Origin of the sequence: Nocardiopsis endophytica, assembly GCF_027706725.1 — a bacterium.
Classification (GTDB): Bacteria; Actinomycetota; Actinomycetes; order Streptosporangiales; family Streptosporangiaceae; genus Nocardiopsis_A; species Nocardiopsis_A endophytica.
Genome location: NZ_JAQFWQ010000126.1, coordinates 1 through 19,231, shown reverse-complemented (window position 1 = coordinate 19,231; position 19,231 = coordinate 1). Strand labels below are relative to the sequence as shown.

Here is a 19,231-nt window from a genome sequence, read left to right as displayed (position 1 = left end):
CCCTGGGGTGGGCCCGCCAAGCAGCAGCGACCATGCACCCACGGACGGTGGGGATGGAACCCGAACCCCAACCGCCTGAACACCGACCAAGGAAAACCGGCCACGCCCCCAGCACCCGCCACCCCACCACGGCAACCGCGCACACGCCCGGCGGCCGACAACGCTGCGGTGGGGGCCACCCGCCTCCGTCGTCGCTGCCTCCTACCTGGCGCTCCGTCGGTCCGCCGCCCGGCTGGGGCCCGCAATCGGGAGACCTGGTGCTCGACCGGGGGATTGAGGGCGCCCCGGGCTCCGAGGCGCCGGCGCGTATGTCAGGGAGAACCGCCGGCCGACCCGCCGTCCTCCGGCGCCTCCTCCGCCTCCGACTCCGACTCCGCCTCCGGCTCCTTCGTCCGCTCGTGGGCCATGTGCTCCTGGAGCATGCCCAGGAGCGCGTTGGACCCCTGCAGGTTGGCCATCAGGCGGTCGAGCGTCATCAGCGCCAGCCCCTGCTCGGGGTCGCCGAGGACGAGCAGTTTGGTCCCGGGCGTGATGCCCAGGTCGCGGCGGGCCTGCGCGGGCAGGGAGACCTGGCCGCGCTCGCTCACCGTCACCGCGCCGTAGAAGCCCCGGCCCCCGGGGCCGTACGAGGCCGTCCCGTCCGCCGCCATGTCGCCACCGCCCTCCGTGCCCTCCGTGCGCCTCCGCGCCCGTGCACCTCTGCGCCCGTGCGCATGATCGGCAAAGCGTATCAAGCAGAACATGTCCGCAACCGGCCACGCACGCGCGAAGGTACATGATTTACACGTCATAGCATGTGAATCATCCCCTCGGTGGAAGGAGGCGCCGTGACCGCCACCGCGACCCGGGCTCCCGCCCGCTCGCTCGCGCCCGACCTGGCACGGGGCGTCATGCTGCTGGCCATCGCCTGCGCCCACGCCCCGCTGTTCATCACCGCGGTCGACCGCGGCCCGGCCGCCGCCAACGCGGCCGCCCTGGTCCTGCACGAGGTCCTCGTGGGCAACCACGCGCGGCCGCTGTTCGCCTTCCTGTTCGGGTACGCGCTCGTGCAGATGCTCGACCGGCGCACGGACGGCGGCGCCGACCCCGCTCAGGTGCGCCGCATGCTGCGCCGCAGGGGCGGGTGGCTGGTCGCCTTCGGCGCCGTGCACACCCTGTTCGTGCCGATCGACATCCTGGCGGTCTACGGGGCCGTCTCGGTTCTGCTCGTGGGCCTGCTGCGCGCCCGGCGGCGGACGCTGCTGTGGACCGGCTGCGCACTCCTCGTCCCCGCGACGCTGTCGGTCGGCCTGGGAATGTGGCAGGCGATGTCCCAGGGCGTATGGACCTTCGAGACCGGGGCGGTCCCGCCCGCCCCGGACGGCCTGGCCGAACTCGCCGGGCGGATGCGGACCTGGGCCTTCTCCCTGCTGTTCGGCGGGGTGGCGGTGGCACCGCCCATGGTCTTCGGAATGTGGGCGGCGCGGTCGCGCCTGCTCGACGAGCCCGGCGAGCACCGCCCCTTCCTCGTGCGCGCCGTCGTCGCCACCCAGGCGGTCTCGGTCGCCGGGGCCCTCCCGGCGATCCTGGTGCACCTGGGCATGTGGGCCGACCCCGCGCCGGGCCTGCTGTGGACCGCGGCCCTCCTGCAACCGCTGACCGGCTACTTCGGCGGCATGGGGCTCGCCGCCGCGATCGCCCTGGCCGCGATCGCCGCCGCACGGTCCGACGGCCCCCTCACCAACGCGCTTCGGGCGCTCGGGCAGAGGTCGATGACCTTCTACCTCTTCCAGACCGCGGCGTTCCTGCTCGCCTTCCGCGCCTACGGCCTGGGGCTCCAGGACTCCGTGGGCCTGGCGGGCGCCCTCGTGGTCGCCGCCGCCGTGTGGCTGGCGTCGCTGTTCGCTGCCGACCTGATGCGCCGTGCCGGGCGCCGGGGCCCCGCGGAGGTCCTGCTGCGCCGGCTCGCCTACCGCTGACACCGACTACCGCCGACGCCGCCCACCGCCGACCCCGCCTACCCCCGGCCGAGGAACTCCTCCAGCCGGGCGGCCGTCGCCTCCGGAAGCTCTTCCTGCACCAGGTGGCCGCAGTCCAGGGCCTCCCCCTCCACCGGGGCCCCGGACACCTCGCGCCAGGTGGCCGGAACGTCGTAGAGCCGGCCCACCGTGCCGCGCGCGCCCCACAGGGCCAGGAGGGGGCGTTCCAGGAACCGCCCCTCCCGCCCGTCGGCGGCGTCGTGCTCCAGGTCGACGGTGGCGGCGGCCCGGTAGTCCTCGCAGACGGCCCGCACGGTGTCCGGGTCCCGGTAGCAGCGCAGGTATTCGCGGGCCAGGTCCGGCGCGGGCACGCCCTCGGTCGCGCTCTGCCCCCGCAGGTGGGCCCACAGGAACTCCTCCGTCGCCCCGGCGATCATCGCCTCCGGCAGCGGCGCGGGCTGGATGAGGAAGAACCACCAGAAGTACCGGCTCGCGAACTCCCGGTCGGTGCGGGCGTACATGGTCGCGGTGGGCGCGATGTCCAGGACGGCGAGCCGCTCGACCGCCTCGGGGTGGTCGAGGGCCATGCGGTGGGCGACGCGCCCGCCCCGGTCGTGCCCGACCACGGCGAAGGAGTCGTGGCCGAGCGCGCGCATGAGGCGCACCTGGTCCCGGGCCATCGCGCGCTTGCTGTAGGCCAGGTGCGCCGCGTCGGAGGGCGGCTTGCCGGAGTCGCCGTAGCCGCGCAGGTCGGCGGCGACCACCGTGAAGCGCTCGGCCAGCCTGGGCGCCACCGCCCTCCAGGTGGCGTGGGTCTGCGGGTGGCCGTGCAACAGCAGCACCGGCGGCCCGCTCCCGGCGGTCGCCGCCCGGATCCGCAGCGGCGGACCGCCGTCGTCGGCGACCTCCACGTCGGCGGCGGTGAAAGCGGGGATGAGCGTCCGTGTCACGCCGCGCCCTTCACCGCCGCCGCCACGGCCGCGCCGAGCGAGGCGGTGGTGCCCGAGCCGCCCAGGTCGGGGGTGAGCGCGGCCCGGTCCCCGGCCAGCACCTCCTCGACGGCCCGCAGCACCGCGGCCGCCGCCTCCGGCTCGCCGAGGTGGTCGAGCATCATCGACGCGCTCCAGATCTGCCCCACCGGGTTCGCGATCCCCTTCCCGGCGATGTCCGGGGCGGACCCGTGGACCGGCTCGAACAGGCTCGGGTAGCGCCGCTCGGGGTTGATGTTGGCGCTGGGCGCGATACCGATGGTGCCCGCGCAGGCCGGGCCCAGGTCGGAGAGGATGTCGCCGAACAGGTTGCTGGCCACGACCACGTCGAACCTCTCCGGGTGGAGCACGAAGTGCGCCGTCAGGATGTCGATGTGGTACTGGTCCACGGCCACGTCCGGGTGGTCGGCGGCCATGGCCGCCACCCGCTCGTCCCAGTAGGGCATGGTCTGGGAGATGCCGTTGCTCTTGGTGGCCGAGGTCAGCTTCCGGCGCTCCCGGCCCCGCGCCAGCTCGAAGGCGTAGCGCAGGATGCGGTCGACGCCGGTGCGGGTCATCACGGTCTCCTGCACGACCGTCTCGCGCTCGGTGCCCTCGAAGATCCGCCCGCCGATGGAGCTGTACTCGCCCTCGGTGTTCTCCCGGACGACGTAGAAGTCGATGTCGCCGGGGCCGCGCCCGGCGAGCGGGCTGGTCACCCCGGGCATCAGGCGCACCGGGCGGACGTTGGCGTACTGGTCGAAGCGGCGGCGGAACTGCAGCAGGCTCCCCCAGAGCGACACGTGGTCGGGGACCACGTCGGGCCAGCCGACCGCGCCGAGGAAGAGCGCGTCGTAGTCCTTCAGCTCGTCGAACCACCCCTCGGGGAGCATGGTGCCGTGCCGCTGCCAGTACGCGGCCGAGGCGAAGTCGTACTCGACCATGTCGAGCCCGATCCCGAAGGCGTCGGCGGCGGCGCGCAGCGCGCGCACCCCCTCGGGGACGACCTCCGTACCGATCCCGTCACCGGGGATGACGGCGATGCGGTGGCTGCGGCTCATGCGGCTGCTCCCTTCCCGGGTACGTGTTCGGACCGAAGCTACCGGGCAACAAGGCATGAGAGAATGCCGCTCCGGGCAACGCTCACTTGCCTGACGGGAAAGAAGGCGATGAGGTCCCTCTCCGACATCGACGACCTGGAGTTCTTCGCCGCGGTTGCGCGGTCGCCGAACCTGACCGCCGCCGCGCGGGAGTGGGGGGTGACCCTGTCGGCCGTGAGCAAGCGCCTCACCCGCCTGGAGGAGCGCCTGGCCGCCCAGCTCGTCCGGCGCAGCACCCGCAGGCTCACCCTCACCGAGGCGGGCGAGCTGTACGCCTCCGGCGCGCGCGGCATCCTGCAGGACCGCGACGACCTGGAGGAGCGGGTCGGCCGGTCGTCCGGCCGGCTGCACGGCCCCATCGCCCTGCACTCCACCATGGGCCTGGGACGCCGCCACATCGCCCCGCTGCTGCGCGCGTTCGCCGACGCCCACCCGGGGATCGGGGTGGAGCTGACGCTGTCCGAGCACGCCTTCACCATCGCCGGGTCCGGCTACGACGCGGCGGTCCGGGTCGGCCCGCTGCCCGACGCGCGCCTGCGGCTGCGGCGCCTGCTCCCCAACCGGCGGCTGGTCTGCGCCGCCCCCTCCTACCTGGAGGCCCACGGGCCCCCGCGCTCCCTGGCCGACCTGGCCGACCACAACTGCCTGGTGATCAAGGAGAACGACGCCGACTTCGGCGTGTGGAGGTTCGGCACCGGCCCCGACGACGAGACCGCCGTGCGGGTCACCGGCGACATGGCGAGCAACGACGGTGAGGCCGTCGTGGGCTGGTGCCTGGACGGCCGCGGGCTGATGCTGCGCTCAGCGTGGCACGCCCTGCCGCTGATCCGCGAAGGGCGCCTGGTGCAGGTGCTCCCGGAGGTCCCGACACCGCCCGCCGACATCTTCGCGGTGACCGACGCGACCGCCTTCCTCCCCCGCCGCACCCGGGCCCTCCTGGACCACCTGGCCGAAGGGCTGGCCGCCCGCCTGGAGAAGGAGTGAACCCGTGGCGCCGCCGACGCTACGCACCCGGTGTGGAGACCGGTACGAGCACCGACCGCGCCCTGCTCACCGCCGCGGCCAAGGGGGACGAGTCCGCCCTGCGCGTCCTGTACGAGCGCCACGCCGCGGCCATGCTGCGGCTGCTGCGCCGCCTGACCTCCGACCCCGGCACCGCTGAGGAGCTGTTGCAGGAGAGCTGGCTGGCGGTGTGGCGCTCGGCCGGGACGTTCCGGGGCGAGGCCTCGGTGCGCGGCTGGCTGCTGGGTGTGGCCCGCCGCCAGGCGCACAACCGCCTACGGCGCCTGCGGCCGGTCCACGTGGCCCTGGACGCCGAGGACGCCCCCGACCCGCCGGACCCCGGCGCGGACGTGGAGGGCCGGGTGCTCGCCTCCGCGGGCCACCGGGAGATCCTGGCGGCGATCACCGCCCTGCCGCGGCGCCACCGCGAGGTGGTCGTCCTGGCACTGGTCGAGGAACTGCCTTACGCCGACATCGCCGAGGCCCTCGGAATCCCCGTGGGCACGGTCAAGAGCCGAATGGCCAAAGCGCGGGCGCGGCTGAGCGGCGCGCTCGCCGAGGGACGGGTGAGCTGAGATGTCCCATCTGACCGACGAGGAGGTCCTGACAGCCGCACGCGCGGAGGACGCGGAGGAGGCCGTCCGCACCCACCTGGGCACATGCTCCTCCTGCACCGCCCGCGTCGAGGGGGCCCAGAACCTCGCCTCGGCCCTGCGGGCGGCCGAGCCCGAGGTGCGCCCGCCGTCCTTCGACGCCCTCGTGGCGCCCGCGCTCGCCGAGGAGCGCGCGCGTCCGGCGGCACGGGCGGCCCCGGACGGCCGCGCCCTCACCGCGGCGGGGGCCGCGCGCCTGGCGGGGGCACTGGTGCTGCGCCAGGCCAAGATCGTGCCCGCCGCCCTGTGGCCGCTCGCCGGTGTCGGACTGGCCGCTCTGATCGCGTTCGTGCGGTGGGCCCCCGACCCGACCCTGGGGGCGTTCGTCTTCGGCCCTGGGGTCACCCTGCTGACCACGGCGGCGGCGCTCGCCGTGAGCACCCCCGGCCGGGACCCGCGCGCCGAGCTGATGTACACCCTGCGGGTGCCCCCGGCGGCGGTGTGGCTGGCGCGGCTGGTGTTCGTGGTCGGCGCGGTGCTCGCGGCGGCGGCGGGGGCCTCGGCCGCCGCGGCGGCGGTCTCCGGCGCGCCGCTGTCCGCCGCGGCGCTGATCGCCTCCTGGCTGGGGCCCACGCTGCTGGGGACGGGGCTGGCCGTGTTCGGCACCGTGTGGCGCTCCCCCGCGGTCGGCGCCTCCCTGGGGTCGGGGTCGTGGCTGATGAGCATGGTCGCCACCCGCGCCGCGCCGCTGGGCGCCCTGCCGCCGGGGGTACGCGATAGCATCGGCGCGCTATGGACGACCACCCCGGTGAGCCTGGCGGCCGCAACGGCGCTGTTCGCGGCGGCGGCGTGGCTGGTGTCGCGCCCGGACCGCTCGCTGCGGGCGTGGTGATCGCCGGCCTGTCGCACACCTACCGGCGCCGACGCGTCCTGGACGGGGTGGACGCCGCCTTCGGGCCCGGCGTGCTCGGGCTCCTGGGCCCCAACGGGGCGGGAAAGACGACGCTGCTCCGGCTGCTGGCAGGGGTGCTGCGCCCGCGCTCGGGACGGGTCGAGGCCCTCGGGCACGACCTGCGGACCCGCGCCGGGCGCCGGGCCCTCCGGCGCGACCTGGGGTACCTCCCGCAGGAGACGCGCCTGCCGCCGGACATGTCGCCCCGGGACTTCCTCGACTACATCGGCCTGCTCAAGGGCATGCCCGACCCGCGCGAACGCGCGCATCAGGCCGAGGACCTGATCCGGCGCCTGGGGCTGGCCGAGGAGGCCGACCGCAGGATGGGAACGCTGTCCGCGGGCGCCCGGCGCCGCACGGGGGCGGCCCAGGCCCTCATGGGCCGCCCGAGGCTGGTGGTGCTGGACGAGCCGACGGCGGGCCTGGACCCCGAGGAGCGCGTCCGCCTGCGCACCCTGCTGGCGTCACTCGACGACGCGTGCACGGTGATCGTGTCCACGCACCTCCTGGACGACGTGAAGGCGCTCAGCCCCGAGATCGCCGTCCTGGCCCGGGGACGGATGGTCTTCTCCGGCCCGCCCGGCGACCTCGTCGCCGACGCGCCGCGCCCGGACGCACGCTCCGGGCGGCCCTCGCTCGAAGAGGGCTACGCCGCCCTGATGCGCACCGTCCGCGAAGAGGAGTGAACCTCCCCGCCCGGGGCCGCTACGTACCTCCGCGCAACCGCAATGCGTCGGAAGAGACACAGCGATGCCCACGACACGGGACGATCCGTCCCTCGCCCTGATGGCCGCCCTGGCCCTCGCCCGGCTGCACCGGGGCCTGCCCTTATGGACGACCCTGGCCCCTCCCCTGGCGATGGCCGGTCTGCTCGCCGCCCTCGTGGCCGCCGAACCCGCGGCCACCAGGGACGCTGTATGGGACCACTGGCTCGGCCTCACCCTGTACCTCTGGGCGGCCCTGGCCCCCGTGGCCGCCGGCCTGTACGCGGTCGGGGCCCACCAGTCCGACGAGGACGCCCGAAGGGTCATGTACACCTACGCCTTCCCCCGCCGCCGGGTCCTGTTCGCCGACGTCCTGGCCCTCGCAGCCCTGTGGACGGGCGGGGCCCTGCTGCTCGCCGCCCTGGTCTGCCTGGCCGCCCTGGCCCACGGCGCCCCCTCCGACACCGGTCCGGCCGTGGCCGGGGCCCTGATGCCGGTCCTGGCGGCCCTGCCCGTGCTGGTGCTGTGCGCCGTCGCCGCCCGGGCGTGGGGCGTCGCCGGCGCGGTCTGCACCGGCTCGGCCGGGATGCTCTTCGGCGCCCTGCTCGGCGACAAGCCCTACTGGTGGGCCTTCCCGCCCGCCTGGCCCACCCGGTCGGCCATCCCGATCGCCGGGACCCGGGGCATCGGCGGCTACCTCGCCCCGGACAGCCCCGTGTTCGACCCCGGGGTCCTGCCGGTGATCGCGGCGGCCTCGCTCGCCCTGACCGCCCTGCTGCTCGCCGCAGGCGCCCGCTACACCGACCGCACGGAGGTCCACCGATGATCCGCGACGACCCGTCGCTGGCCACCGTAACCGCCCTCGACCTGGCCCGGCTCCGCCGCGGCTTCCCGTTCTGGCTCTCCCTGGTGCTGCCGTTCGCTCTGGTCCTGCCGCTCGGGGTGGTCGCCGCCCTGTCCCCCGAGGGCCTGGCAGGAGACGTCTGGGGCGTGTGGTCCGGCGTCACCCTGATGTTCTGGGGGCTCTTCCTGCCGATGGGGGCGGCGCTGTACGCGGGCCTGTCGGTGCGCACCGACCGGGACGCCCGGCGCGCGATGTACGCCTACGCCTTCCCGCGCCGCCGCCTCTTCCTGGGCCGCTACCTGGCCCTGCTCGTCCACGGGCTGGGCAGCGCCCTCCTGCTGACCGCGCTGCTGGGCGCGGCCGGGCTCGTCCTCGCCGGTCCCCGCGAGGCCGCGCTGGTCCCGGCGGGGGTCCTGCTGCCCTGGGTCGGCGCCGCCGCCACGCTCGCGCTGTGCCTGGCGGCCGCCGAGCGCTGGGGCACGGGGGCCGCCGTGGGGATCGGCGTGCTCGGCACGCTGCTCGGCGGCACCGTCGCCGACACCGCCGCCTGGTGGTTCCTCCCCGTGGTGTGGCCCATGCGGGCCGTGGTGCCGCTCGCCGGAGTCGAGGCGAGCGGCGTGCCGCTGGAACCGGGCGACCCGCTCCTCTCCCTCGCCCCGCTGCCGCTGGTCGCCGCCCTGTCCGCGGGGCTGGCCGCCGTGCTGCTGGCGGCCGGGGCCCACCACGTCGACCGAAAGGAACTGTGAATGCCCCCGGCACTGCGCGTCCGCGCGCTCACCAAGGCCTACCGGTCCGGCACCGCCCTGGCCGGTGTGGACCTCGACGTCGCCGAAGGCGAGGTCTACGGGCTGCTCGGGCCCAACGGGGCCGGAAAGACCACGCTGATGAAGGCGGTGGCGGGCCTGCTGCGCCCGGATTCGGGGACGCTGGAGGTGGCGGGCCGCCCCTTCACCCGCGACAGCCTGCGCGGGATCGGCGCGCTCATCGACGGCCCGGGGCTGTGGCCGCGGCTGGACGCCCGGCAGCACCTGCGCACGCACGCCCGGCTGCGCGGGGTCGACCCCGACGGCGCCGTGGAGCGGCTGCTCCCGCTGGTGGGGCTGGACCGGGTGGCCGACCGCCGCACCTCCGCCTATTCGCTGGGCATGCGCTGGCGGCTGGGCATCGCCATCGCCATGGTCGGCTCCCCCCGGCTGCTGGTGCTGGACGAGCCGACCAACGGCCTGGACCCCATCGGGATGCGGGACATGCGCGCGCTGCTGCGCCGGGTCGCCGAGTCCGGGGCGACGGTGTTCGTCTCCAGCCACCAGCTCGACCAGATCGCCCGCACCTGCGACCGGGTGGGGGTGGTCGTGCACGGCCGCACCCGCTACGAGGGCCCACTGCCCGGCCTGGCCGAGGACGGCGACCTGGAGGCGGGGTTCTTCTCGCTGGTGGAGCGGGCCTCCGGCGGGGTCCGCTGACCCCGGCGCATGAGTGCGACGTAGCCGTCCTCCAGGGTCCGCCCCCGGGCCGGTCCGCCCAGCTCCTCCACGGCCCCGTGGAAGGCCAGGCGGCCCTGGGACAGCACCGCGGCGCGCGGGCAGGCCTGCTCCACGTCCTCCAGGACGTGCGTGCTCAGCAGGACCGTGCGGTCGCGTCCCAGGCCGGACAGGAGCGAGCGGAAGCGCATCCGCTCCTCGGGGTCCAGCCCGGAGGTCGGCTCGTCCAGCACCAGCAGCCGCGGGTCGCCGAGCAGGCATTGGGCGATGCCCAGCCGCCGCCGCATCCCACCGGAGTAGGCGGCGATCCGCAGGCGCCCGTCGGCGGCCAGGCCGACCCGGTCCAGCAGGTCCTCGACCCGGCCGCGGCGGGTCCGGCGGTCGCCGATCCCCTTGAGCAGGGCCATGTAGTCCAGGAACTCCCTGCCGGTCAGCTCGGGGGGCGGGTCGAACTCCTGGGCAGGTAACCGGTGGCGCTCTGGGCGGCGCGGCGCCCGCCGACCGAGGCCATGTCGTGTCCGCCGACGGTGACCCGGCCGGACGTGGGGCGCAGCACCCCGGTGAGGATCCGCATCAGTGTGCTCTTCCCCGCGCCGTTCGGGCCGAGCAACCCGGTCGTGCCGCGCCCCAAGCGCAGGTCGAGGCCGTCCAAGGCGCGCGCACCGCCCCGGAAGACCACGGTCAGCGCCGCGGTCTCGATGTCCACGCCGCCTCACCCCCTCCTGGTGGCGGCCAGGCCCGCCAGGGTGAGCAGCAGCGCGGTCAGCGCCGCGACCACGGCCAGGTTCAGCAGCGCCGACCCGGTCCCGGGGGCCGGGCTGAGCGGACCGGCCAGCCCCCGGTCGGCCCATACCGCCCGCTCGCCGAACCAGGCCGCCGCAGGGTAGCCGCCGACGGGGGACAGCAGGGTCCCCGTCGGCGTGGGCAGGGGCGACAGGTCCGGGGAGGCGATGGTGGACCACATCCACGCCCCGGCGGCGCAGACCCGGGCCAAGGAGAGCGGCAGCACCAGGCCCAGCAGGCAGGCCAGGGCGGTCAGCACGGCCGCGCCCGGGACCGCCACCGCGGCGAAGGCGGCCGGGGCGACGGCGAGCGGGCGCGGCCCGCCGTCGGCCACCGCCGCCGGGACCGCGCACACCAGCACCACCAGGAACGGCGGCAGGAGCGCCACGGCCAGCGGGGCGGCGACCACGGCGGGCACCCGCACCGCCGCTCCGCACGGCGCCGCCGCCACCAGGTCGTCCATGCCCGGCCGCCGCCCCCGCGCCAGGCGGTCGGCCAGCGCCGCGCCGATGGCCGGGCTGCACAGCAGACCGGCGACCAGGGCGGCGCCGCCGACGTGGGACGTGCCGTCGCCGATGTCGGATGGGGAGCGCCAGGCGACCGCGAGCGCGGCCAGCGAGAGCGGTACCACCGCGAACCACAGCGTGGGCCGCCGCACCGACGCGAGCGCCTCGTAGCGCAGGGTCCCGGCCAGGGCCGGCGCCGTCCAAGCCGTCATGCGCATCGCCTCTCCCATCCCGGTGGGGCCCACACCCCCGACGGGTCCGTAGCGGCCCGGCCGCGCAGGGTTCACTCCCGCAGCAGCGGGAGCCCCTCCTCCAGGGGGCGCAGCGCCTCCCGCACGGTGGCCGCGTAATCGGCGCCACCGCCACCGAGGGCGCGGTGCTCGGCGCCCAGGCGCAGGGCCGCGTTGAGGGCGGCGGCGTGCACGCGCACCTCCAGGTCGTCGGCGGGGCGCCCGGCGCGTTCGGCGAGGATCGCGGCGAAGACCTCCTCGGCCTCGCGGTGGACCTCCATCCACACCGCCCTGATCCCCGGCTCGGTGCGGGTCATCCGGACCAGCGCGTCGATCGGGCCGGGCGCCGGGCGCTCCTCGGCGGAGGCGGCCCGGTCCCCCAGGTGGTCGATCAGGCCGGTGCCGTGCGGCCACGTGCGCAGCCAGGAGGCCATGGCCTCCAGCCCGGAGGTGAGCAGCGGCCGGACGCACCCCTCCTTGCTGGGGAAGTAGCGCCACAGGGTGCGCGAGGAGATCCCGATCGCGGCGGCGATGTCCTCGCCGGTGGTGGCGGCGACCCCCTTCTCGGCGAAGAGCGCCGTGGCGGCACGGGCGATCTCGGTGCGCACGGCCTCCCGGCGGCGCGCGCTCATCGGCGGGCGCCCCCGCGCCCTCGTCCCGTCCGGCACCGGTCCCCCTTCCGTCGGGCGCCCAGCCTAGCCGCGTCCCGCCCCCGCCGAAAAAATGTCACTCAGAGACAATTAGGCGTACAGTGACAGATAAGTACACCGCGAACGGGGAGGCCGCCATGCGGACCGGGCTGGAAGGCAAGAGCACCGTCGTCACCGGGGGCGGGTCCGGCATCGGCCGGGCCGCCGCGCTGCGCTTCGCCGAGGAGGGCGCGCGCGTCCTCATCGCCGACATCGCCGCCGAGGCCGCCGAGAAGGCCGCCGAAGAGGTGCGCGCCCTCGGCGCGCCGGCCGAGGCGGTCGTGGGCGACCTGAGCCGCCAGGAGGTCGTCGACCGGGTCGCCGCGACCGCGCGGGACCGGTTCGGCGGGGTCGACGTCCTGGTCAACAACGCCGGGATCATGGACGACATGTCGGCCGCCGCCGACGTCTCCGACGAGCTGTGGGAGCGGCTGATCCGGGTCAACCTGACCGCGCCGTTCCTGCTCACCCGCGCCGTGCTCCCCGACATGGTGGAGCGGGGCTCGGGCGCGATCGTGTTCACCGCCTCCGAGGCCTCGCTGCGCGGCAGCGCCGCCGGGGCCGCCTACACCGCCTCCAAGCACGGGGTTGCCGGGCTGGTGAAGTCCACCGCGGTGATGTACCGCGACAAGGGGATCCGGGTGAACGCGGTGGCTCCCGGCGGCACCGCCACCGGCATCCGGGTGGACGCGTCCGCGGCGCCGACCGGCCCGCAGGCGCTCGCCCCCTACATGGCCAACGTGGGCCGGGTGGCCGAGGCCGACGAACTCGCCGCGGCCATCGTGTTCCTGGCCTCGGACGCGGCGAGCAACATCAACGGGGCCGTGCTGCCGGTGGACAACGGCTGGTCGGCGGTCTGAGGGCTCTGAGGGCTCACGCCGCCCGGAGGCGGTCGCGCAGGCGGCGCGCCACGCCGCCCATCAGGGCCTCCGCCTCCGGCTGCAGGATGGCCGCCACCCGCGACTCGGTCAGCGCGGCGACCGCGTAGGCCCCGCCGCCGTCGTGCTCGACGACGCCGATCTCGTGGCGCAGGTTCAGCAGCGTGCCCGTCTTGGACGACCAGACCGTCGCGTCGGAGGCGAAGTCCGGGGTGAGCCGCTGCCGCATCAGGTTGGCCCCCATCAGGTCCCTTACCTGCGCCGCCGTCCACTCCGGCAGCGCGCGCGGCCGCCACAACTCCTGCAGCAGGTCGACGTAGGCCCGCGCGGAGCCGGCGCTGGCCCGGGTGACGTCGAGCTGGGGCACGCTGTGCCCGCGCCCCTCCGTCCCGGCCTCGATGGCCAGCCGCTGCGCCAGGTGGCCGTCGGACCGGGCCAGGTGCGTCTCCGGGGTGTCGCGCATGTCCCGCAGCGTGTTCCGGATGCTGACCCCGGACAGGCCCAGCCCCTTGAGCAGCTCGGCCACCTCCGCCGGGGGCGTGAACCCGAAGAGCGCCTCGGCGGCGGCGTTGTCGCTCACCGCCATGCTCATGTACAGCAGGTCCTCCACCGCGATGCGCACCGGGTGGCGGAACCGGCTGACGCCGGTCGGGCCGGGCACCGCGTCCACGCCCGGCGTCAGCACCACCGGTTCGGCGCCGTCCAGGTCCCCGCGGCGGATGCGCTCCAGCACCGCCATCGCCAGCGGGATCTTCACCAGCGACGCGGTGCTGAACTCCAGGTCGGGCTCGATCCCGATCTCCTCGCCCGAGTCCAGGTCGCGCACCAGGAACGAGCCGCGCAGGCCGCCGTCGTCCAGCTCCTCGCGCAGCCGTCTGAGGAAGGCCTCCTCGCGCACACCGCCTCCTTATCCCGTGTCGGCCTGCCCGTGTCCGGTCAGCCCGCGTCCTCGTCTCCCGCGGGGTCGCCCAGGCACCGGGCGATCCCCGTGCGCAGCGGGCCGCGCAGCCGCCCGGGGTCCTCGCCCCCGCTGGTGGCCGCGTCGAACCCGCGCGCCAGGTCCTCCTCGCCCACCGGCCGCCAGTGCAGCCCCAGGTCCTCGGCCTGGCGCTCGGAGGCCAGCAGCAGGTCGCCGCCGTCGAGCACCTCGGCCAGCGCCCCCGCCAGCGTGCGCGCCACCGCCACCTGCGCCGGGCGCAGCCCCACCCGGTCGCGCAGCCGGAACACCCGGTCGCGCACGTGCGGCACGTCGTCCTCGGGCTGGATCCACAGCCGGCGCGGCCGCCCCGCGGCGCCCCCGCGCCCGGCGCGCAGCGTCTCCAGGTACACCGAGGCGCCGTCGGGCACCGCCACCGAGGCGGCCCCGAGGGGGACCCGCCACACCGCCTCGGCCTCGGGCACGGCCACCAGCGCCGCGCGCACCTCCTGGGAGCGCAGCAGGTCGGTGCGGGCCGCGGGCGGCGCCGCCTGCAGGTCCAGGCGCAGGCCCAGACGGCGGGCGCGCACGTCCAGCCGGGCCAGGTCGGCGGTGGTGCACACCTCCGGAACGGCGAGCCGCAGCGGGGCGTGCCGGGCCTGTTCGGCCGCGTCCTCCATCGCCTCGGCCAGCCGGACCAGGCGGCGCGCGGGCGGCAGCATCTCCCGACCGAAGGGGGTGAGCCGCGCCCTGCGGCTCGACCGGTCGAACAGCCGCCCGCCCAGGTGGCGCTCCAGGGCGGCGATCCGTCTGCTGGCCACCGGCTGGGCCACCCGGGCGGCGGACGCCCCCAGGGTGAAGCTGCCCTGCTCGCTCACGTGAACGAACGCCCTGCAGGCGGCAACCAGGTCCATGGCCTCACCCTATGCCGTTTCGACATGGAAGGGGCCGTTTCCGTCTTGGACAGCATCCTCTCCGGCGGCCAGACTGCTGCGCAGGGTTCCCGGGGCCCTTCCGAAGCGCCGATGACGTCGTGTGATGAGGAAGGCCGAACCATGCTGATCAACCGTGCAGTACCCGCGCTCCTGGCCGCCGCCGTGTGGCCCGCGACCGCCTGCGCCCCCGCCGAGGAGGCCGCTCCGACCGGCGGCGCCTCCGAGGCGTCGGCGTCGGAGGCTTCACAGGCCGATGCCGACTTCGCCCGCTTGGAGGAGGAGTTCGGCGCCCGCCTGGGCGTCTACGCAATCGACACCGGAAGCGGTGAAGAGGTCGGCTACAACGCCGACCAGCGCTTCGCCTATGCCTCCACCTTCAAGGCTCTGGCATGCGGCGCGGTCATGGAGGACAACTCCCTCAAGGAGATGGAGGAGACGGTCGTCCACTACGACGAGGAGGACCTGGTCGAGTACTCGCCCATCACCGAGAAGCACGTGGACTCGGGGATGACGCTCATGGAGATCTGCGACGCCGCGATGCGGTACAGCGACAACACCGCGGGCAACCTGCTGTTCGAAGAGCTCGGCGGGCCCAAGGGCTTCCAGGAGGCCATGCGCGAGCTGGGCGATGACACGACCATCTCCGCGCGCTGGGAGACCGAGCTGAACGAGAACCTGCCGGGCGACGAGCGCGACACCACCTCCGCGAAGGCGTTCGCGGGGAACCTTCAGGAGTACGTGCTCGGCGACACCCTGAAGAAGAAGGAGCGCGAGGCGCTGGCCGACATGATGGTCCGCAGCACCACCGGGGACGCGCTGATCCGCGCCGGGGTGCCGGAGGACTGGAAGGTCGGCGACAAGTCGGGCAGTCCCGCGTACGGCGGCCGCAACGACATCGCCGTGATGTGGCCGACGGAGGGCGACCCGATCGTGCTCGCGGTGTACTCGACCAAGGACACCGAGGACGCCGAGTCCGACGACGCGCTGATCGCCCAGGCGGCGGAGGTCGCCGTCGGCGCACTGGAGGACTGATCCCCGGCCTCCCCTCGGAGGGGGGCCGGCGGGCGCCGGCCTGGCGGCCGGCCGGCGCCCGCCGCAGGGCGGGGCTCAGCCCGCCCGGCCGGTGAGCTCGTATCCGGCGTCGTCGACCGCCTTGGCGATGAGGGCGTCGTCCGGCTCCCCGTCGGCGGCCACGGTGACGGTCCCGGCCTCCAGATCGACGTCGACCGAGCGGACCCCGGCCAGGACGCCGACCGCCTCGGTGATCGCCGACCGGCAGTGCCCGCAGGTCATGCCGGAGACGGTGTAGACGGTGGAGCCCTCGGGCGCGGTCGTGGCGGCGCCGGTCGAGCAGGAGCCGTCGGTGGAGCAGCAGGACGACATGGTCGGTTCCTCCCGTGGGGTCGCGGAGCGGCGGCCGTCGGCGGCGCCGCCCTCCCTTTATACCCCTACCCCCTATGGGAATCAATGCCGTGCAGCGCGTTCGCGCCACAGAACCCCGCCTGTGCAGCCTTTTCGGCCGCATACCCCAGAGGGGTACGCGGGGCGAACACGCTTGGTAAAGATGGGGACAAGAGGGGTAAAAGAGGGAGATGACCCAACGACGTTCCCCCCGCCGTGCGGCGACGGTGGCGGCGCTCGCCCTCGCGGCCGCCGTCGTCCCGCTCCCCGACGTCCCTCCCGCCGGGACCGCCTACGCGGCCGTCGCCCCCGCCTCCGGCGAGCTGCGCGCCGGCGACTCCGGCCCCGGGGTCGAGGCCGTCCAGGAGCGCCTGGCCGACCTCGGCTACTGGATCGACGGCGCCGACGGCGAGTTCGGCACCGAGACCGCCCTGGCCGTCCAGGCCCTGCAGAAGGCCGCCGGGATCGACCGCGACGGCATCGTCGGCCCGGACACCCGCAAGGCGCTCGACGAGGGCGTGCGCCCCTCCGCCGAGACCTCCCAGGGCCGGGCCGTGGAGATCGACCTGGACCGCCAGCTCCTGATGACCGTCGAGGACGGCGAGGTGCAGAAGGTCTTCAGCACCTCCACCGGCTCCGGCGAGCCCTACACCTCCCGCGGCGAACGGCACATCGCCACCACCCCGAAGGGGAGCTACCAGGTCTTCCGCGAGGTCGACGCCTGGGACCCCGGGCCGCTGGGCGCGCTGTACCGGCCCAAGTACTTCAACGGCGGCATCGCCGTGCACGGCTACGGCTCGGTGCCGCCCAACCCCGCCTCCCACGGCTGCGCGCGCGTCAGCCTCAAGGCCATGGACTGGCTCTGGAAGAGCGGGTACCTGGACGTGTACGACACGGTCCTGGTGCGCTGACCCGGCCTCACGTCCGGCGGCGCGGGTCCTCCCCGCCCCGCCGGACCGCCGTTCCCACGTCCATCCGCGCCCGCTCCCCGGCGAGCCGCTCCAGCGCCTCCTCACGGGTGACCCGGGTGCGCGGCGTCACCAGGCTCACCGCCACACCGCACACCAGCGCCGCCGCCATCGACGGGAGCACCGGGTTGCCCCAGAACTCCGTCCAGGCGCCGACCCCGTTCACCGCCAGCGCCGCGGCCGACCCGCCGGCCATCGCCGCCAGGGCCCCCTGCCAGGTGGCCCGCCGCCAGAAGCGGCCCAGCAGCGAGGCGACCAGCAGCCCGGTGAGCACGGTGGAGACCATCATCGTGATGTAGTCGATGACCGTGGTGGCCAGCAGCGCGCACGCCAGTGCCAGCAGCAGCACCCCGGCCAGGCACAGCCGCGACAGGCGCACCATGTCCTCGGCCCGGGGCAGGCGCCCGGTGACCATCTGGGCCACGTCGCGCAGCAGGATCGTGGTGGCCGCCACCGCGTCGGAGTCGCCCGAGGACATCGTCGCCGACAACCCCGCCACCAGGAGGAACGCCCCGACCCACACGGGGAACAGCGTGGTGGCCAGGTAGGGGAAGGCCATGTCCGGGTTGTCCAGCCCCGGCTCCAGCGATCGGGCGGCCATCCCCGCGACCGCCGGGAGCAGCGCGAACGCCGCGAACAGGCCGCCGACCCACAGGAAGCTCCTCCGCACCGTGGCGGTGTCCCGCGCCGAGTAGATCCGCTGCCGGTAGGACGGGGTGGCCAGCACGCCCACCGCGACCACCGCCGCCAGTGACAGCGCCGGGACCGGGCCGAGCGCCTCGACGCCCAGGAAGGAGGCCGCCTCCTCGGGCACGCCCGCGGCGAGCCCGGCCGGGCCGCCCGCGGCGACCAGCGCCAGCACCGCGAGCAGGGTGAACCCGATGAACAGCACGGTGCCCTGCACCGCGTCGGTGACGACGACCGCCAGGTAGCCGCCGACGACCGTGTACAGCCCGAACCCGGCCGCGACCACCACCTTGGCGAGCTGGGGGTCCATCCCCGTCAGGTAGGACAGGTACAGCGACCCGCCCAGGATGTGCGCCCCGAGCCAGCCCACCGAGGCCAGCACGAGGATCACCGAGACCACGCCCTTCACCGCCCGGCTGGCGCCGAAGTAGTAGCTCATCTCTTCGGAGAAGGTCATGAACCCGTGCCGGCGCACGTCGGCGAAGAGCACCGTCAGCAGCAGCACCCCGGCCGCGCCGCCGATGCCGTACAGCGCCCCGGCCCAGCCGTTCTCGTAGCCGAACCCGACGGCGCCCAGGCTGGACCCGGTGCCCACGAGGGTCGCCAGGGTGGTGCCGAGCAGCAGCGGGGTGCCCAGGCTCCGCCCGGCGAGCAGGAAGTCCTCCCCGCTGCGGGCCCGGCGGGCCACCCACACCCCCAGGCCGAGCATGGCCGCCAGGACCGCGAGCAGAACGGGAAGGTAGACCGGTGAGGAGAGATCATCCGCCATGGGGGCCATGGTGGCGCCGACCCCGGCGAATGGGACCCCCCGAGAGGGAACGTGCTGCAATGCACAAACCCGTGGTGCAGCACACCCGTGGGGAAGGCGGAGGCGGTGGGCCCACAGGGCGGAAACCCACGGCGCAGGGGAACGCGGAACGGCTCGGAAGGTACCCCACTAACGGCCCCCGCCCGGGCGGCAGGCCGGTGGGGCGTGAGGTCGCGAGGGCAGCGACGGCAGAAGCGGGGCGATTCCCCGGCCGCACCAGCCGTCCGGCGGGTCGTCGGCGGCCCAGGCGGACGGCTGAGCAGGTACCCCACTTCAGGGCCCCGGCCGGGCGGCGGGTCATCGAAGTGTGGGGTGGGGGCGGCGACGAGGAGAGGTCGCCAGCCCGTGCTGCAGCGCCGTCGGCCGTCCGGCGTGTGCGCGGTCACCGAAGAGGGCAGCGACGGCAGAAGCAGGGCGGTTCCCCGGCCGCACCAGCCGTCCGGCAGGCCCCTCCCGGTCCAGGCGAGCAGGCGGCTGAGCTGGTACCCCGCTCCGGGCCCCGGCCGGGCGGTGGGTCATCGGAGTGTCGGGTGGGGGCGGCGACGAGGAGAGGTCGGCGGCCCGTGCTGCAGCGCTGTCGGGCGCGGCGCGTGCGGGCGGTCGCCGTGATGGGCGGCGACGGCAGAAGCGGGGCGGTTCCCCGGCCGCACCAGCCGTCCGGCGGGCCCCGGATGGTCCCGATGGGCGGGGCGGTGGGCGGGGGTCACGCTCTCTCGCGCCCGTGGCGGTCGGCAGGCCCGCACCGCGAACCCCGGCACGGCTATGACCTGGGTAAACACTCCGCGTTAAGGGCGGGGAGGGGCGGGAAGCGAGCTTGGCGACACCCGC

20 protein-coding genes and 1 pseudogene are annotated in these 19,231 nt (G+C 75.4%); 11 read left to right on the top strand and 10 right to left on the bottom strand.

Annotation, left to right across the window (positions count from 1 at the left end; all coding sequences use genetic code 11):
- Positions 1–311: 311 nt before the first annotated feature.
- Positions 312–650: an AbrB/MazE/SpoVT family DNA-binding domain-containing protein gene (locus O4J56_RS28055; RefSeq protein ID WP_270689964.1), complete on the bottom strand. Its 339-nt coding sequence runs from the start codon at positions 648–650 to the stop codon at positions 312–314.
- Positions 651–827: 177 nt separating this feature from the next.
- Between O4J56_RS28055 and O4J56_RS28050 the strand changes: the two genes are divergently transcribed.
- Complete coding sequence (locus O4J56_RS28050) at positions 828–1,958, top strand: DUF418 domain-containing protein (protein WP_270689962.1); 1,131 nt, start codon at positions 828–830, stop codon at positions 1,956–1,958.
- 38 nt (positions 1,959–1,996) lie between these two features.
- Here O4J56_RS28050 and O4J56_RS28045 read toward each other — a convergent pair whose 3' ends face one another.
- Together O4J56_RS28045 and O4J56_RS28040 are read right to left on the bottom strand one after the other, a co-directional pair.
- Entirely contained in the window at positions 1,997–2,908 is a 912-nt protein-coding gene (locus O4J56_RS28045; protein WP_270689960.1) for an alpha/beta fold hydrolase, read from the bottom strand.
- Positions 2,905–3,987: a tartrate dehydrogenase gene (locus O4J56_RS28040; protein WP_270689958.1), complete on the bottom strand. Its 1,083-nt coding sequence runs from the start codon at positions 3,985–3,987 to the stop codon at positions 2,905–2,907. Before O4J56_RS28040 ends, O4J56_RS28045 begins: the two co-directional genes overlap by 4 nt.
- 108 nt (positions 3,988–4,095) lie before the next feature.
- Here O4J56_RS28040 and O4J56_RS28035 point away from each other — a divergent pair, with 108 nt between their 5' ends.
- From O4J56_RS28035 to O4J56_RS28005, 7 genes are all read left to right on the top strand, one after another.
- Positions 4,096–5,010: a LysR family transcriptional regulator gene (locus O4J56_RS28035; RefSeq protein ID WP_270689956.1), complete on the top strand. Its 915-nt coding sequence runs from the start codon at positions 4,096–4,098 to the stop codon at positions 5,008–5,010.
- Between the two features lie 32 nt (positions 5,011–5,042).
- Complete coding sequence (locus O4J56_RS28030; RefSeq protein ID WP_270689954.1) at positions 5,043–5,603, top strand: RNA polymerase sigma factor; 561 nt, start codon at positions 5,043–5,045, stop codon at positions 5,601–5,603.
- A gap of 1 nt (position 5,604) precedes the next feature.
- Positions 5,605–6,513: a hypothetical protein gene (locus O4J56_RS28025; protein WP_270689952.1), complete on the top strand. Its 909-nt coding sequence runs from the start codon at positions 5,605–5,607 to the stop codon at positions 6,511–6,513.
- Positions 6,507–7,259, top strand: a complete 753-nt coding sequence (locus O4J56_RS28020) for an ATP-binding cassette domain-containing protein (RefSeq protein ID WP_270689951.1) — start codon at positions 6,507–6,509, stop codon at positions 7,257–7,259. The genes O4J56_RS28025 and O4J56_RS28020 overlap by 7 nt, the downstream gene beginning before the upstream one ends.
- A gap of 64 nt (positions 7,260–7,323) precedes the next feature.
- On the top strand, positions 7,324–8,103 hold the full coding sequence (locus O4J56_RS28015; RefSeq protein ID WP_270689949.1) for an ABC-2 family transporter permease: 780 nt from the start codon (positions 7,324–7,326) through the stop codon (positions 8,101–8,103).
- A complete protein-coding gene (locus O4J56_RS28010; protein WP_270689948.1) occupies positions 8,100–8,867 on the top strand; it encodes an ABC-2 family transporter permease in 768 nt (255 codons plus the stop codon). Before O4J56_RS28015 ends, O4J56_RS28010 begins: the two co-directional genes overlap by 4 nt.
- Entirely contained in the window at positions 8,868–9,584 is a 717-nt protein-coding gene (locus O4J56_RS28005; RefSeq protein WP_270689946.1) for an ABC transporter ATP-binding protein, read from the top strand.
- Here O4J56_RS28005 and O4J56_RS28000 read toward each other — a convergent pair.
- The 3 genes and pseudogenes from O4J56_RS28000 to O4J56_RS27990 form a co-directional block, all read right to left on the bottom strand.
- Positions 9,491–10,281, bottom strand: a pseudogene (locus tag O4J56_RS28000) (ABC transporter ATP-binding protein). The gene O4J56_RS28005 and the pseudogene O4J56_RS28000 overlap by 94 nt on opposite strands.
- 33 nt (positions 10,282–10,314) lie before the next feature.
- Positions 10,315–11,103 carry a hypothetical protein gene (locus O4J56_RS27995; protein ID WP_270689945.1) on the bottom strand — a complete coding sequence of 263 codons (789 nt, stop codon included), beginning with the start codon at positions 11,101–11,103 and terminating at the stop codon, positions 10,315–10,317.
- Positions 11,104–11,174: 71 nt separating this feature from the next.
- A complete protein-coding gene (locus O4J56_RS27990; RefSeq protein WP_270689943.1) occupies positions 11,175–11,753 on the bottom strand; it encodes a TetR/AcrR family transcriptional regulator in 579 nt (192 codons plus the stop codon).
- Positions 11,754–11,908: 155 nt separating this feature from the next.
- On the opposite strand from O4J56_RS27990, the gene O4J56_RS27985 reads away from it, so the two are divergent.
- Positions 11,909–12,670: an SDR family NAD(P)-dependent oxidoreductase gene (locus tag O4J56_RS27985; RefSeq protein WP_333563828.1), complete on the top strand. Its 762-nt coding sequence runs from the start codon at positions 11,909–11,911 to the stop codon at positions 12,668–12,670.
- A gap of 13 nt (positions 12,671–12,683) precedes the next feature.
- Here O4J56_RS27985 and O4J56_RS27980 read toward each other — a convergent pair whose 3' ends face one another.
- Together O4J56_RS27980 and O4J56_RS27975 are read right to left on the bottom strand one after the other, a co-directional pair.
- Positions 12,684–13,586, bottom strand: coding sequence for a serine hydrolase (locus O4J56_RS27980; RefSeq protein WP_270689940.1), 903 nt, complete (start codon positions 13,584–13,586; stop codon positions 12,684–12,686).
- Between the two features lie 38 nt (positions 13,587–13,624).
- The gene (locus O4J56_RS27975) at positions 13,625–14,518 is read right to left on the bottom strand and encodes a LysR family transcriptional regulator (protein ID WP_270689938.1); all 894 of its coding nucleotides are present in this window, start codon (positions 14,516–14,518) and stop codon (positions 13,625–13,627) included.
- Positions 14,519–14,629: 111 nt separating this feature from the next.
- Between O4J56_RS27975 and bla the strand changes: the two genes are divergently transcribed.
- Positions 14,630–15,571: a class A beta-lactamase gene (gene bla / locus O4J56_RS27970; RefSeq protein WP_408639183.1), complete on the top strand. Its 942-nt coding sequence runs from the start codon at positions 14,630–14,632 to the stop codon at positions 15,569–15,571.
- Between the two features lie 75 nt (positions 15,572–15,646).
- Here bla and O4J56_RS27965 read toward each other — a convergent pair whose 3' ends face one another.
- Positions 15,647–15,922 (bottom strand): heavy-metal-associated domain-containing protein, encoded by a 276-nt coding sequence (locus O4J56_RS27965; protein WP_333563825.1) that lies wholly within the window; start codon positions 15,920–15,922, stop codon positions 15,647–15,649.
- Positions 15,923–16,131: 209 nt separating this feature from the next.
- Here O4J56_RS27965 and O4J56_RS27960 point away from each other — a divergent pair, with 209 nt between their 5' ends.
- Positions 16,132–16,851, top strand: coding sequence for a L,D-transpeptidase family protein (locus O4J56_RS27960; protein WP_270689935.1), 720 nt, complete (start codon positions 16,132–16,134; stop codon positions 16,849–16,851).
- A 7-nt stretch (positions 16,852–16,858) separates the two neighbouring features.
- Here O4J56_RS27960 and O4J56_RS27955 read toward each other — a convergent pair whose 3' ends face one another.
- Complete coding sequence (locus O4J56_RS27955) at positions 16,859–18,364, bottom strand: sodium:solute symporter family protein (protein WP_270689934.1); 1,506 nt, start codon at positions 18,362–18,364, stop codon at positions 16,859–16,861.
- Between the last annotated feature and the right edge of the window lie 867 nt (positions 18,365–19,231).